This is a genomic window from Streptomyces sp. NPDC039465 (genome assembly GCF_055639315.1).
In genome coordinates this window covers 469887-483863 of the sequence record NZ_JBVKAP010000002.1, presented here as the reverse complement: position 1 = coordinate 483863, position 13977 = coordinate 469887, and the positions used below count along the sequence as shown (strand labels likewise).

General features: G+C 73.0%; 13 protein-coding genes. 7 read left to right on the top strand and 6 right to left on the bottom strand.

Annotation, left to right across the window (positions count from 1 at the left end):
* Positions 1-57 precede the first annotated feature (57 nt).
* The 3 genes from ACZ7LT_RS08365 to ACZ7LT_RS08355 all read right to left on the bottom strand — a co-directional run bounded on the left by ACZ7LT_RS08365 (position 58) and on the right by ACZ7LT_RS08355 (position 4351).
* The gene (locus ACZ7LT_RS08365) at positions 58-1290 is read right to left on the bottom strand and encodes a phosphodiester glycosidase family protein (RefSeq protein WP_471235202.1); all 1233 of its coding nucleotides are present in this window, start codon (positions 1288-1290) and stop codon (positions 58-60) included.
* A 163-nt stretch (positions 1291-1453) separates the two neighbouring features.
* A complete protein-coding gene (locus ACZ7LT_RS08360) occupies positions 1454-3508 on the bottom strand; it encodes a phosphocholine-specific phospholipase C (protein WP_471235201.1) in 2055 nt (684 codons plus the stop codon).
* 198 nt (positions 3509-3706) lie between these two features.
* Positions 3707-4351 carry a MerR family transcriptional regulator gene (locus ACZ7LT_RS08355; protein ID WP_471235610.1) on the bottom strand — a complete coding sequence of 215 codons (645 nt, stop codon included), beginning with the start codon at positions 4349-4351 and terminating at the stop codon, positions 3707-3709.
* A 94-nt stretch (positions 4352-4445) separates the two neighbouring features.
* On the opposite strand from ACZ7LT_RS08355, the gene ACZ7LT_RS08350 reads away from it, so the two are divergent.
* A complete protein-coding gene (locus tag ACZ7LT_RS08350; RefSeq protein WP_471235200.1) occupies positions 4446-4964 on the top strand; it encodes a DUF4188 domain-containing protein in 519 nt (172 codons plus the stop codon).
* 112 nt (positions 4965-5076) lie between these two features.
* On the opposite strand, the gene ACZ7LT_RS08345 is transcribed toward ACZ7LT_RS08350, so the two are convergent.
* Positions 5077-6261, bottom strand: a complete 1185-nt coding sequence (locus tag ACZ7LT_RS08345; RefSeq protein WP_471235199.1) for a GTP-binding protein — start codon at positions 6259-6261, stop codon at positions 5077-5079.
* A complete protein-coding gene (rpmF, locus tag ACZ7LT_RS08340; protein WP_471235198.1) occupies positions 6258-6434 on the bottom strand; it encodes a 50S ribosomal protein L32 in 177 nt (58 codons plus the stop codon). Before rpmF ends, ACZ7LT_RS08345 begins: the two co-directional genes overlap by 4 nt.
* A 114-nt stretch (positions 6435-6548) precedes the next feature.
* Here rpmF and ACZ7LT_RS08335 point away from each other — a divergent pair, with 114 nt between their 5' ends.
* The 5 genes from ACZ7LT_RS08335 (at position 6549) to ACZ7LT_RS08315 (ending at position 11970) form a co-directional block, all read left to right on the top strand.
* On the top strand, positions 6549-7100 hold the full coding sequence (locus ACZ7LT_RS08335) for a GNAT family N-acetyltransferase (RefSeq protein ID WP_471235197.1): 552 nt from the start codon (positions 6549-6551) through the stop codon (positions 7098-7100).
* Between the two features lie 87 nt (positions 7101-7187).
* The gene (locus tag ACZ7LT_RS08330; protein WP_471235196.1) at positions 7188-8648 is read left to right on the top strand and encodes a type III PLP-dependent enzyme domain-containing protein; all 1461 of its coding nucleotides are present in this window, start codon (positions 7188-7190) and stop codon (positions 8646-8648) included.
* Complete coding sequence (locus ACZ7LT_RS08325; protein ID WP_471235195.1) at positions 8645-9964, top strand: pyridoxal-phosphate dependent enzyme; 1320 nt, start codon at positions 8645-8647, stop codon at positions 9962-9964. Before ACZ7LT_RS08330 ends, ACZ7LT_RS08325 begins: the two co-directional genes overlap by 4 nt.
* Position 9965: 1 nt before the next feature.
* Positions 9966-11168 carry an aminotransferase class V-fold PLP-dependent enzyme gene (locus ACZ7LT_RS08320; RefSeq protein WP_471235194.1) on the top strand — a complete coding sequence of 401 codons (1203 nt, stop codon included), beginning with the start codon at positions 9966-9968 and terminating at the stop codon, positions 11166-11168.
* Positions 11169-11214: 46 nt separating this feature from the next.
* Positions 11215-11970, top strand: a complete 756-nt coding sequence (locus tag ACZ7LT_RS08315; protein WP_471235193.1) for a class I SAM-dependent methyltransferase — start codon at positions 11215-11217, stop codon at positions 11968-11970.
* 7 nt (positions 11971-11977) lie between these two features.
* Here ACZ7LT_RS08315 and ACZ7LT_RS08310 read toward each other — a convergent pair whose 3' ends face one another.
* Positions 11978-12598 carry a hypothetical protein gene (locus ACZ7LT_RS08310; RefSeq protein ID WP_471235192.1) on the bottom strand — a complete coding sequence of 207 codons (621 nt, stop codon included), beginning with the start codon at positions 12596-12598 and terminating at the stop codon, positions 11978-11980.
* Positions 12599-12776: 178 nt separating this feature from the next.
* On the opposite strand from ACZ7LT_RS08310, the gene ACZ7LT_RS08305 reads away from it, so the two are divergent.
* Entirely contained in the window at positions 12777-13970 is a 1194-nt protein-coding gene (locus tag ACZ7LT_RS08305; RefSeq protein WP_471235191.1) for a helix-turn-helix domain-containing protein, read from the top strand.
* The last annotated feature ends 7 nt before the right edge of the window (positions 13971-13977 follow it).

Genomic DNA, 13977 nt, shown 5'->3' with positions numbered 1-13977 from the left:
AGCCACGCTAACCAGGGGCCGCCCATCCCGCTCGGTGACGCCGGGTGCCCGGTCAGGTCACCACCGGACGAAGACACCGATGCCGTTGGGCACCGGGCGCTCGCCGTCCCCACTGGGGTGGTTACGTACCGTCACCATCTGTGTGTCGCGATCCCGAGCGACCAGCGTCGACGAACCCCCGCCGTCCAGACAGAACGCGTCCACCGACCCCAGCGCGCGCATCAGGTCGGCCGCCTCGGCCACGCTCAAGCCGCTGCGGTAGGAGGGTCCGCCATCCAGGGCGAGCAGCAGCAGCGTACGGCCCCGGTCCCGGATCCCCGCGGCCGTACGGACCGCCGCCGTGACCGTGTCCAGACCGGCCAGCGGCTCCCCGCCGCGCACCACCGGAAAGCCGCCCAGCGCGAACCGGAACGGCACCCCGGCGTGGTCCGCCCGCAGGCGGTGCCGTACGGCGACCCGGTCGCCCACCGACAGGGCGCGCAGCGCCCCCGCCCCCGCCTCCCGGCCGACCAGCACCTGATCCCCCTCGGCGATCTGCCCGCGCCCGGGGGAGCCGGCGACCGCGACGACCCGTCCCTCACGGACGGTCACCTCATGGGTGTCCGCGGTGCACGGCGCGCCCCGGTCGGTGTCGGTGCCGCAGGTCGCCCGTACCCGCGATGCCGCACCCCAGGCGGGGGTGAACAGGCCGACCGAGCCGACCGGCAGCGCGTACTGGTTGAGCCCGCCCAGCTCCAGCCGTCCGCCCGGCAGCGACACCGAGCCGTCCAGGGTGAGCCGGTCCAGACGCGCCCGGCCGTCGAAGCCGACCCCGAGGACGTCCCGGGTGGACGTGCCGGGCGGCAGCCTCGGGCCGAAGCGCTGCCCCTCCGGTACGGCGGCCTTGAGCACCCGGCCGTCCGCGATGGCGGGCCCCACGGGCGCGCCGGTCGCCTCGACCCCCGGGTGCTGAGCCTCGCTGAGGTTGAAGAAGTCGCCGTTGACGCCGCCCACCGCGCCCTGCGTGTCCGCGAGCCGCGACAGCGGCGCCCGCGCGCCGACCGCGCCCGGATGGAGCAGGTCCACGACCACGCCCCGCCGGGCGAGATCGACGGCGAGGACATGGGCCCGGACGACGCCCTTGGCGGCGGGGCTGTCGAACGCGGTGTAGCGCACGCCGGGCGCGACCGGGGTCCACCGGCCGGCCTTCGGGCGCGGCGGCGCGCCGGCCGGCTCCGCGGTGACCCCCGGCGCGGCGCCCGCGAACCCGGCCCCGAGCAGGGCGCAGCAGGCCAGGAGCACCGTCACCACGGCGCGAATGGCATGTGACGGTGCGCGGTGACGTAACACGGTCCCCCCCAGGGGTACGGGCAACTCTCATGGGCCCCAGGAGAGTTGCCCGCCCCCTGGGACCAGGGGTCAACGAGCCGGGAACGGATCGGGAAACGCACCCCTTCGGGTGCCTCAGGGAGGGTCAGGCGGTGAGGATGCCCGGATCCGTGAGGCCCGGCGCGCCCGTCTCGACGTGGCCGGCGAACCGGCGTACGAAGTCGGCCGTCGTGGCGGTGACGGTGACGTCGTACCAGTTGCGGCAGGTCCGCAGGTCCACGGTGTGATGGACCGTCGCGCCCTTGCGGACGGTGAACGTCTGCGGGGTGCCGGCGTAGCTGTTGGAGACGGTGAGGTGGGCGTCGGCAGTGCCCGCGTTGGTGAAGGTGAGGTCGAGGTTGCCGGTGGTGGCGTTGTGGCGGGCGGTGACCTCGGGGCCGGCGGTCTTGCCGGGGTTGCGGAAACGGCGCAGGAAGCCGTTGGGGCCATGGACGGTGAGGTCCGTGACGCCCTTGGAGTACTGGGTGCTCCAGGTGTCCGCGATCGTCTTGCCGGCCTCGGTGGTGTACGTCCAGGGCGCGTCGGTGCGGTTGGCGGCGGTGACGTAGAACTGGGCGCCGGCCGCCGGGCCGCCGCTGAAGGTGAGCCGGTACCTGCCCGCGGCGGTGTCCGCGGCGCCGTCCACGTACGGGGCGTAGGGCAGCGGGCGGGTGGGCCTGCTGCCGGGCTCCTGCCGGGGCATGGTGCCCACGGCCGGGGCGGTGGGCCGGAAGTCGGGGTGCCGCTCGCGGTCCGGCGGGAAGTAGGCGTCGGTCGGGGGCAGCTCGGCCGGTGTGGTCTGGGTCCGTGCGAAGTCGAAGGCGGAGGTCAGATCGCCGCAGACGGCCCGCCGCCAGGGCGAGATCTGGGGCTCGTGCACGCCGAAGCGCTCCTCCATGAACCGGATGATCGAGGTGTGGTCGAAGGTCTCGGAGCAGGTGTAGCCGCCGGTGCTCCAGGGGGAGACGACCAGCATCGGGACGCGCGGGCCCAGGCCGTAGGGGCCCGCGACGTAGCCGGTCTTGCCGGGGAAGACGTCCAGGGCCGTGGGCGTGGTCGACAGTCCCTGCGCGGCGGAGGCGGGGGCGTACGGCGGCACGACGTGGTCGAAGAAGCCGTCGTTCTCGTCGTAGGTGATGAACAGCGCGGTGCGGGCCCAGACGTCGGGGTTGGACGTCAGCGCGTCCAGGACCTGCGAGATGTACCAGGCGCCGTAGTTGGACGGCCAGTTGGAGTGTTCGGAGAACGCCTCGGGGGCGGCGATCCAAGACACCTTCGGGAGCCGGCCCGCCTGGACGTCGGCGCGCAGGATGTCGAAGAAGCCGTCTCCGTTCTTGGCGTTGGTGCCCGTGCGGGCCTTGTCGTAGAGCGGGTTGCCGGGCTGGGCGCCGCGGTAGCTGTTGAAGTACAGCAGGGAGTTGTCGCCGTAGTTGCCGCGGTAGGCGTCGTTGATCCAGCCCCAGTGTCCGGCGGCGTCCAGGCCGTCGCCGATGTCCTGGTAGATCTTCCAGGACACCCCGGCCGCCTCCAGGCGCTCGGGGTAGGTGGTCCAGCCGTAGCCGGCCTCGGCGTTGTCGAGGACCGGACCGCCGCCCGTGCCGTCGTTGCCGGTGTGCCCGGTCCACATGTAGTAGCGGTTCGGGTCGGTGGCGCCGATGAAACTGCAGTGGTACGCGTCACATATCGTGAAGGCGTCGGCGAGCGCGTAGTGGAACGGGATGTCGTCGCGGGTGAGGTACGCCATCGTGGTCGCGGTCTTCGCGGGCACCCACTGGTCGTACTTGCCCTTGTTGAAGGCCTTCTGGCCGCCCGCCCAGTCGTGGTTGAGGCCCTGGAGGAACTCCATGCCGAGGTTTTCGCCGGCGGGGCGGAACGGCAGGGTCACCTTGCCGCCGTCCGCCTGGTGCCAGACCGACTTGCCGCTGGGCAGTGTGACGGGACGGGGGTCGCCGAAGCCGCGGACGCCCTTCATCGCCCCGAAGTAGTGGTCGAAGGAACGGTTCTCCTGCATCAGGACGACGATGTGCTCGACGTCTTGGAGCGTGCCGGTGCTTCCCTGGGCGGGGATCGCGGCGGCCCGGGCGATGCTGTCCGACAGCATCGTGAGGGCGGCGGCGCCTCCGGCGAGCTGCAGGAAGCGACGGCGGTTGAGTTCAGTCATGGGTGAATCGACCTCGGCGGGTGAAGGGGTGGCGAGCAGCGCCCCAAGGACAGCGTGCGCGGGGTAGCGCCCGGCGGACACTCCATGACTGCCCGGCGTACGCCAGGCGAACGCCCCGCGACGCAACTCGCGCCCCTCGGCCCACCGGCGGTGCCGGGTGCCAGTCCTCCGGTCCCGCGGGCCGGCTCGCGACGGCCCTCACTCCAGGCCGTACCTCCTGGCCGCCTCCTCCTCCTGGGCGAGCCGGTGCAGCGCCCGCAGGATGGGCTCGAAGAGGATGGCGGCGGCCACCGCGCTCTCCACCTTCTCCGCCTCGGACGGCTGGGTGTCCACGAAGTCCAGGTCTCGGACGGCCACTTGGTGCATGAGCCGGGCGTACGGTGCCATCAGCTCGGCGTCCCAGGGGTAGCCGAGCCGGTTGAGCGTGGCGACCGCCACCACCAGGGAGCGGTGGTCGGGGGAGAGTTCGCCGACCTCCCGGGCGGTCTTCCAGCCCACCGCGGTCAGCAGCCGGTCCACCTCGGCCCTGGCCGCGGCCAGGGACTCGTCCTCCTCGTCCGGCTCCGGCCCCCGGGGCAGGGCCCACAGGGCGGCCCCCAGCCGGATCGTCCGGCCCAGGGAGTCGTCGTCGACGTGTCCGAGCACTTCCCTGGCGGTCGCCACCGGCACCCGGCCGACCTGGATCAGCGCCCGCACCAGCCGCAGCCGCCGCAGATGGCTCTCGTCGTAGTCGGCGGTCCTCGCCCCGATCAGGCGGCCCGGCGGCAACAGGCCTTCGCGCAGGTAGTACTTGATGGTCGCGGTGGAGACGCCGCTCCGTTCGCTCAACTCCGCCAGCCGCATCTCTTGTGCCTTCCACTTGGAGAGTGCCACTATCCAACTATGCGCCCGCCCGGACGGCGCGCGCCCCCATCCCATCAGGCGATCTGGAGGCAGTGTGTTCGCCAAGCCGATCCCGGGCCGCACCACCGCGGCCGCCGAGGGAGATGTCGTCGTCCTGCTCATCGGGATGCGCGTCAACCACTTCTGGGCGGTGCACCACTGGCTGCCGGTGTTCCTGGCGATGCCGCGCATGCTGCGCGAACTGGCCAAGGACAAGGAGCGCGGCCTGCTCGGCCACGTCCTGCTCACCGCGTCACCGCGCACGTACTACGTGGTCCAGTACTGGGAGTCCAAGGAGAAGCTCTACGCGTACGCCAAGGCGCCCGACATGTTCCACCACCGGGCGTGGGCGATCATCAACCGCAAGGAGCGTGCGGGAAAGGTGCGTCAGCACGTGGGGCTGTGGCACGAGGCGTACATCGTGCCCGAGGGGCAGTACGAGTCGATCTACGCCGACATGCCGCCCTTCGGGCTCGCCAAGGCCCATGGCACGCCGCTGCCCGTGGAACGGCGTGGCCGGCGCGCCGCCGACCGTCTCGCCCACCGCTCGCCCGCGCCCTCCAAGGCGCCGTAGGACGGCCGTGGCGCGCCCCCGGCCACGGGGTGGGGGCGGGCCGCGGCATGAGCGGAAGGACTCGGCCGGGCTGGGCGGTGCCGTGGCTGCGACCACCGCCCAGCCCGGAGTGTCAGGCCGCCTCGGGGGCGGCGTGCTCGTGCTCGCAGGCGTCGCCGATGCCGTACGTCTCCCAGGCGGGGAAGTCGTCGTCGGCGGGAGCGGCCTCGCCGTCCGCGAGCAGGCACGCGTCCAGGGCGGCGTGCAGGGCGTCGGCGCGCAAGCGGGTGCCGATGAAGACCAGTTCCTGGCCCTGCTCGGTGTGCGCGTCCCGGGCGCCGGAGGGCTCGAACCGGGCCACCGCGCCGGCCTGCGACCACAGTCCGGTCACGTGGGGGCGGCTGGCCAGCCAGAAGAAGCCCTTGGAGCGCAGGATCTGCCCGTAGGCGCCGCTGTCCAGGCCCTCGGTGACCAAGCTCCACAACCGGCCCGGGTGGAAGGGCCGTTCGGCGCGGAAGACGGTGGAGGAGATGCCGTACTCCTCGGTCTCCGGCACATGGTCGCCGTTGAGCTCCATGACCCAGCCCGGCGCCTGCTGCGCGCGTTCGAGGTCGAAGCGGCCGGTGCCGAGGATGTCGCCCGGGGCGATCCGGCCCCGGGTCGCGGGCACGAGCCGGGCGGCCGGGTTGAGCCGGGTCAGCGCCGCCTTGAGGCGGACGGCCTCGTCCACGCCGACCAGGTCGAGCTTGTTGAGCACGATCACGTCGGCGAACTCGATCTGGTCCATGAGCAGGTCGCTCACGGTGCGCTCGTCGTCCTCGTACTGGTCCAGGCCGCGTTCGGCGAGCCCGTCACCACCGGTCAGCTCCGGGAGGAAGTTCGCCGCGTCCACGACGGTGACCATGGTGTCGAGCCGGGCGAGGTCCCCGAGGGTGGCGCCGTCGTCGCGGGGGAAGGCGAACGTGGCGGCGACCGGCATCGGCTCGGAGATGCCGCTGGACTCGATGAGGAGGTAGTCGAAGCGGCCGTCACGGGCCAGCCGGTCCACCTCCTCCAGCAGATCGTCGCGCAGGGTGCAGCAGATGCACCCGTTGGTCATCTCGACCAGCCGCTCCTCGGTCCGCGAGAGGGCCGCGTCGCCGCCCCGCACCAGCGCGGCGTCGATGTTGATCTCGCTCATGTCGTTGACGATCACGGCGACCCGCAGGCCGTCGCGGTTGGCCAGGACGTGGTTGAGCAGGGTGGTCTTGCCCGCGCCGAGGAAGCCGGAGAGCACCGTCACCGGCAGTCGGCGGTCGCCGGACGCACTGTCCGTCACGCCTGGCCCTCGGGGCGCAGGAGACCACGCTCGTACGCCTTGAGCAGGCGCTGCGGTACGAGGTACACGGAGCCGTCGACGGTGAAGGGCACCAGCTGCGGCGTGGTGGCCTTCCACTGCGCGCGGCGGTGGCGGGTGTTGCTGCGGGACATCTTGCGCTTGGGTACGGCCATGTCGGTCCTCCAGGGTTGGTGGGCTGCCCGGCCACGCTATATGAAAACGGATCCCATTATCAAAGTGGCCCCGTACAGGTGCGCCACGACGCCCCGCTGGGCAAGCTCCCTCCCATGACCGTGCTTCAGTCCCTCCAGTTCACCCAGCTCATCCGTCCCCCGGAGGCCACGCCCGAACTCCGGCGTCGGCTCACGGAGTGCTGGACGGCCGTCATCAACGAAGGCGGCGCGGTCATCGCGGCCGATCTGCCGATGCCACCGGTCGACGCCCGCCACGTCGCGCCCGCCGTGGACCGGCTCGCCGACGCGCTCGACCCCTGGCGCGGCAGACTGCTGCTCGCCACCCTCGACGGCACGCTCGCCGGCTGGCTCGTCGTCCGGCGCGACACCCACCCGCTCGTCGCCCACCACGGCGTCGTCAACCACGTGCAGACCGATCCGCGGCTGCGCGGCCGCGGCATCGGCGGCGCGCTGATGCGCCACGCGAGCGGCGTCGCCCGCTCCGAGATGGGCCTCGAACGGCTGAATATCGCCGTACGGGCCGGCCTGGGGCTCGAACGGTTCTACCGCGGTCTTGGCTGGACCGAGACCGGCCGGTGGCCCGGCGCCCTGCGCATCGCCCCGGGCGACGACCGGGACGAGATCCTCATGACCCTCGCCCTGTGACCCCGCCCCCGGCGGCGCCACCGCATCGATCCGGCCGTCTCTCCCGTACGACGGTCATCGCGCCGCCGGGGTGGGCATAACGCGGGGATGAGCGACGCGCCGTTGTATCTGGAGCCGCGGCCGGCACGGCGATCGTCGTCGTTGCTGGCGTCGGCCGCCCTCCTCCACCAGCTCGTGGACGCCCTGGGCTCCCCGCTCAACCTCCTCCTGCCGGACCAGATCGCCGAGAACGCCGCACGCTTCCGCTCCGTCCTCGCCCGCCACCACCTCACCGGACGCATCTTCTTCGCGCACAAGACCAATCGCTCCAGCACGCTCGTACGACGCCTCGCCGCGACCGGCACCGACCTCGACGCCGCGTCACTCGGCGAGCTCCAGCACGCCCTCGGCGCCGGGTTCACCGGCGAGAGGATCATGGCGACCGGCCCCAAGGACCCCGAATTCCTCTGGCTCGCCGCCCGCGCCGGCGCCACGGTCAACGCCGACGGCCCCGGCGAACTGGAGACCGCGGCGCGCCTGGTCCGTACGTACGGACTGCCGCGCCTGCGCGTCGTCCTGCGGCTGGCCGAGTTCGAGACCTCCGGGGCCCGGCGCCTGTCCCGGCGCAGCCGCTTCGGCTGGTCCGTGAAGGCCCTGGACTCCCTGCTCGACGTCCTCGAACGGCACCGGGACGAACTGGAACCGCTCGGCGTCGGCTACCACCTCGACACCACCAGCGTGGACGAGAAGGCCACCGCCCTGGAAGGCTGCCTGCGCGCCCTGGAGGAGCTGCGGCTGCGCGGCTTCGAGCCGCGCGCCGTCGACGTCGGCGGCGGCTTCGGCATCAACTACCTCGCCCACGCCGGCCAGTGGGAGCGCTACACCACCGCCCTCACCGACGCGGTCATGGGCCGCCGCCCGCCGATCACCTGGGGCGGTCACGGCTACGGCCTGCGCAGCGAGAACGGCACCCTCAAGGGCGCCCTCGGCCTCTACCCCGCCCACCGCCCCGTCGCCGGCGAGGACTACCTCGACGAACTCCTCACCCGGCCCGCCCCCAGCCTCGGACGGCCGCTGGGCACCCTGCTCCTGGAGAGCCTCGCCGACCTGTACGCCGAGCCCGGCCGTGCCCTGGCCGACCAGTGCGGGCTCACCCTCGGCAAGGTGCTGGAGGTCCGGCGCACCGACACCGGCGAACACCTCGTGCGGCTCGCGATGAACGCCGGGGACGTCGGCCTGGAGGACCACGGCGTGCTCATGGACCCGGTGCTCGTGCCCCGCGCCGACGCCGGCGGCGAGCGGCCCGTGGCCGCGTACCTCATGGGCAACCTCTGCCTGGAGGCGGACCTCATCACCCGCAGGGCGGTCTTCCTGCCCCGTCCACCCCACCCCGGCGACCTCCTCGCCTTCACCAACACCGCCGCCTACTGCATGGACTTCGGCGCCACCCACGCCCAACAGCAGCCGGTGGCCCGCAAGGTCGCCGTGTCCGGCGAGGCGGGCTTCTGGCGCTGGTGCCTCGACGACCAGTACTGGCCGATCTCACGTCTGGGGGAGCAGCACGGATGAGGTACGACAGCATCACCGACGCCATCGGCGACACCCCGCTGGTGCGCATCGACCCGGCCGTGCACGGCCTGCGCCACATCGACCTCTACGCCAAGCTCGAAATGCTCAACCCTTTCGGCTCCCTCAAGGACCGGGCCGCCTGGAACATGACCCGGGAGGAACTCGCCGGCGCCAAGGAGCGCGGCGAGACGGTCGTGGAGCTGTCCAGCGGGAACACCGCCAAAGCGCTGGCCCTGATCGCCGGAATGCACGGTCTGCCGTTCAAGAGCGTCACCAACCGGATGCGCGTACCGGAGATCAAGGACCTCCTCCTGCTGCTCGGCGCCGAGATCGAGGAACTGCCCGGACAGTCCGAGTGTCTCGACCCCACCGACACCGAGGACCCCCTGACCCTCTTCCACCAGCAGCTGAGCCGCCCCGACAGCGCCCACCTCCACACCGACCAGTACTTCAACGCCCGCAACACCGAAGCCCACGCCGAGGGCACCGGCCCCGAGATCATCGCCGACCTCGACGGCCGGGCCCCCGACTGGTTCATCGCCTGCGTCGGAACGGCCGGTTCCTCCACCGGGGTCGCCAGGACCCTGCGCGCCCACGACCCCTCGGTCGGCGTGGTCGGACTGGTCGCCCACAAGTCGGACTTCATCCCCGGCATCCGCACCATCGACGAGGTGCAAGAGGTCGGCATCTTCGACCCGGCGACCTACGACACCATCGAAGCCGTCGGCGCCGACGACGCCATCGACGGCATGCTGACCCTGATCCGCCGCTGCGGCCTGCTCGCCGGCCCCACCGGCGGCGCCGCCTACTTCGGCGCCGTACGCCACTTGGAGCCGATCGACCGCGAACTGACGGACCGCAGGACGGCCGTCTTCATCGTCTGCGACCGGGTGGAGAGCTACCTCGGATACATCGGCCGCCGCCGCCCCGACCTGCTCGGCCGGCCGGCCGTACGGAACTCCCTCGCCACCCTCACCCCCGGTGAGATCAGCGCGGCCCCGGCCGTCGACGTCGGCGACGCGCGTAAATGGATCGAGACACAGCGGCCCCTCGTCATCGACCTGCGCGGCCCCTTCGCCTACGCCGCGCTCCACATCGAAGGCTCCATGAACATCGTCGACGAGCTCTTCGAGGAACTGGTCAGGAACGGGCTGCCGTTCAGCACCCGGCAGCCGGTGCTGCTGGCCTGCCCGGTCGGCGAGAAGTCCGCCCGCTACGCCGCCCTGCTGACCCGCATGGGACATCCCGACGTACGCAGTCTGGCCGGCGGCATCATCGCCTGGCGGGACGCCGGTGCTCCGCTGGTGCGTGACTGACATGGCCGACCCGACGGAGGCGGCGATAGCCGAGCTGACCCCCTGGCAGCGACCCCTGCGGGCCCAGTTCCCGATCCTCCAGGCCCGGCCGGACCTCGTCTATCTGGACAGCGCGGCCACCTCGCAGAAGCCCCAGGCCGTCCTGGACGCCGTGCACGACTACCTCACCACCACCAACGCCAACGCGGGACGCGGCTCGTACCCCTGGGCCAACACCACGACCGCCATGGTCGAAGAGGCCCGGGACCGGATCCGGCGCTTCCTCGGCGACCCGGAGCCCGAGCGGTCCTCCGTGCACTTCACCAGCGGCGCCACCGAAGGGCTGCGCACCATCGCCCGGGACTGGCTGCCCGCGCTGCTGGTCGACGGGGACGAGATCGTCGTCCCCTTCGCCGACCACGAGGCGAACCTCTCCCCATGGCTGGAGGCGCGGGAGCTGCTGGCCCGCCAGGGAGTGCGGATCGCCGTACGTGAACTGCCCTACCAAGCAAGCTCCGGCGACTACGACCCGGTGGCGCTCGCCGCGCTCACCGGCCCGCGCACCCGGTTCGTCGCCACGACCCACGTCCACCACGTCCATGGCGTCGACATGAACGTGCACCGCATCCGCGAGACCGTCGGCCCCGACGTGCCGATCTGCCTGGACGCGGCCCAGAGCATCGGTCACCTCCCGCTGTCGACGGCCGAACTCGACGTGGACTTCGTGGTGTTCTCCGGCCACAAGGCCCTCGCCCTGCCCGGCACCGGCGCCGTCTGGGCCCGGGGGCGGCGCGGCCCCGCGTTCCGCCCCGGCGGCTGGGACGGCACACCGAACACGGCAGGCATCGCCTCCCTCACCGCGGCGCTCGACTGGCTGGAAGCCGCCGGCACCGACCCGATCGAACGGTGGACCACCGCGCTGACCGCCCGCCTGACCGACGGACTGAGCCGGCTGCCGGCGTACGACGTGATCGGCTGCCGCGCCAGCCTCGCGGCGGACTCCCAAGTCCAGCGCAGATGCAGCCTGGTGACCTTCACACACCGCGAAATCCCCCCGCACGACCTGGGCTTCATCCTCTTCAGCCATGGCTTCATGGTCCGCTCCGACGGCCACTGCCAGGCCGGCGCCGGCGTCAAGGACGCGTCGGTGCGCGTGAGCCTGCATGTCTACAACACACCCGAAGAGGTGGAAGGGTTGCTCACGGTGCTCGCCAATCTGCAATGATTTTCATAAGCACACGGCGGGTGTACGACGGAGGCGACACGAGCGCATGGGGATGAGCACGGCCACGGCGGCGCGATGGGTGGAGCGCTGGGAATGCCAGCAGGAGAGGTACGCGGTCGACCGGGAGGAGAGATTCACGGTCATCGCCGATGTGGTCGAACACGCCACCGCGGACCGGCCCGCCCCCCTCGTCCTCGACCTGGGGTGCGGGCCGGGATCCCTCGCGGCCCGGCTGGCCGGCCGTCTCCCGGCCGCCGAGGTCCTCGCCGTCGACGCCGACCCGCTCCTCCTCGAACTCGGCAGCGCCTACTACGGACACCACCTGCGCTACGTCGAGGCGGTGATCGGAGCGCCCGGCTGGCTGGACGCCCTCGGCCTCGACCGGCCCGTGGACGCCGCCGTGTCCACCACCGCCCTGCACTACCTCGGCGAAGGGACCCTGCGGGACGTCTACCGGGACCTCGCCGGGCGACTGCGCCCCGGCGGCGTCCTCGTCAACGGCGACCACATCCGCCCGGACGCGGCCGCCATCTCCGAACTGGCCGTGCACGTCGGCCGACGCCACGCCGAACGGCACAGCACCCTCACCCCCGAGGACTGGGAGTCCTGGTGGTCCGGCGTGGTCGCCGACCCCGAACTGGCCCCGCTCCTCTCACGGTCCGGCGGCCGCGCCCACCCCCCGTGCGAGGGCAACGACCTGTCCGTCTCCGAGCACCTCACGCTGCTGCGGGACGCGGGCTTCGCCCACGCGGGTGCCGTCTGGCAGTTCGGCAGCAGCCACGTCGTGGTCGCCGTGCGCTGACCCGGGCTCAGCGGTACAGCTTGGCCACCGCCGTACGCGTGGTCTGCCGGAACCCGGCCAGCGGGGCGTCCGCCAGATCGCCCAGCTGCCCCCACTGGACATAGGTGACCGTGCGTCCGTCGCGGCCCACCGAGAACAGGCTGATGTCCGTGGAGCCGACCTCGCGGTCGGCGGTGTCCAGGCTGTAGACGTACGCACCCTCCTCGACCGCCAGCCGGCCGTGGTACGCGCTCGTGGCCTCGGTCGTCGGGTACTGCCCCACGACGCGCTCCGCGCAGGAGGCGAGAGCGCGGCGCACCGCGCCGACGAGCTCGGTGGCCTGCGCGGTGCTCGCGGCGACCGTGGTGATCTGCACCCCGCCCGTGTCCAGCTCGGTACGGAACACACGGTGGCTGCTGCCCTGGGCGGGGATGACACCGGGCGCGCAGAACGCCCCGCCCTCCGGGAGCCCCCGGGTGACGGCACCGGCCGTCCACGGCGTGGCGGAGGCCGGCATCTGGGCGGCGTCGAGGAATGCGGGGCGGACAGCCGCGGTGGCGGGCCCCGCGGTGGCCAGGCCGAGGCCGGCGGCGGCCAGCGCGGTGACGAGCGTGGCGCACAGTGAGGCGCGGACAGTGGTGAGACGCATGGGAATCCCCCCGTGGTGACGGTCGGTGTGACGTCGTCAGCTTCGAAGGCGGCGTGCGGCGGACGCAACGACTTCCGGTCCCGGCGGGACGGTGGAACCATTCCACCCCCGTTGACGTGCACGGACACAGACGGGTGGAACGCCGCCCGGGACGGGCCGTGGACGGAGGCGGGGGCGGATGGACATGGGGCGGGAGCCGGAGGTCGAGCGGTTCGCGCGGGAGGTGCGCGCCCTCAAGGACCGCTCCGGACGCAGCTACGGGGCGCTGGCGCGCCGCGTCGGCGTGAGCGGCTCGACCCTGCACCGATACGGCTCCGGCGAGGCGGTGCCCCAGCACTTCACGCCGGTCGAACGGCTGGCCCGGCTGTGCGGGGTGTCGACCGAGGACGTCCTGCGGCTGCAGCGGCTGTGGATCCTCGCGGACGCGGCCCGACGGCCCCGGCCGGGGGAGGGCCAGCATGCCCCGACGTCGGCGTCAACGCCGACCGAGCCGGAAGCAGCCGCCGCGTCGGGGCCGCTCGCCGAGGCGGACCCCGGGGTGTCGGGGCTCCCGGAGCCGGAACTTTCGGATCCCGGGCCGGTTTCCGAGCCGCCCCCCGTCCCCGCCGCCCGTACCCCTCGCCTCCGCCGGGCGTCGATCCTCGCGTCCGTCGTCGCGGTCGCGGCCCTCGCCGCCGTCGTGACCGTGCTGCTGACCCTGCTCCCGGCCGGGCCCGGCGCCGGAGCGGCCCCGCCCGAACCGCCGGGCGCCCCCTTCACCTGGACCGTCGCCTCCGGCGTCTGGGAGAACGGCTGCGACCACACCTACCTCGTCGGCCGCGCCCCGCACCAGGTCCCGCCGCCACCCCAGGAACAGGACGCCGGGCCCTGGGCGCGCTCCCTGGGTGCGGTGGACGGCGGCGCCACACACGTCCGGGTCACCCTCCAGGGCGCCTCGCGCAACGCGGTGGTGCTGGAGGCGCTGCGGGTGCGGATCACCGGCCGTGCGGCGCCCGCCGCGGGGCAGGCCTACCGCATGGGCGGCGGCTGCGGCGGCGCGGTCACCCCGCGCCGTATCGACGTGGACCTGGACCGGCCACGCCCGGTCGCGCGTCCCGTCGCCGGGGTCGACGGCCTGGCGGACCGTACGATCCCGGCCGTGTCTTTCCCGTACACCGTGACGTCCGCCGACCCGGAGGTCCTGCTCGTGGCCGCCCGGACCGCGGGCTGCGACTGCCGCTGGGAGCTGGAGCTGGAGTGGAGCAGCGAGGGACACTCCGGCACGGTCCGGATCACCGACGACGGCAGGCCTTTCCGCACGAGCGGGGTCCGGGGGCGCCCCGCCTACACGTACGACACCGGGACCCGCCGCTGGGCCGCGTCCCAGGACTGACGGCGGT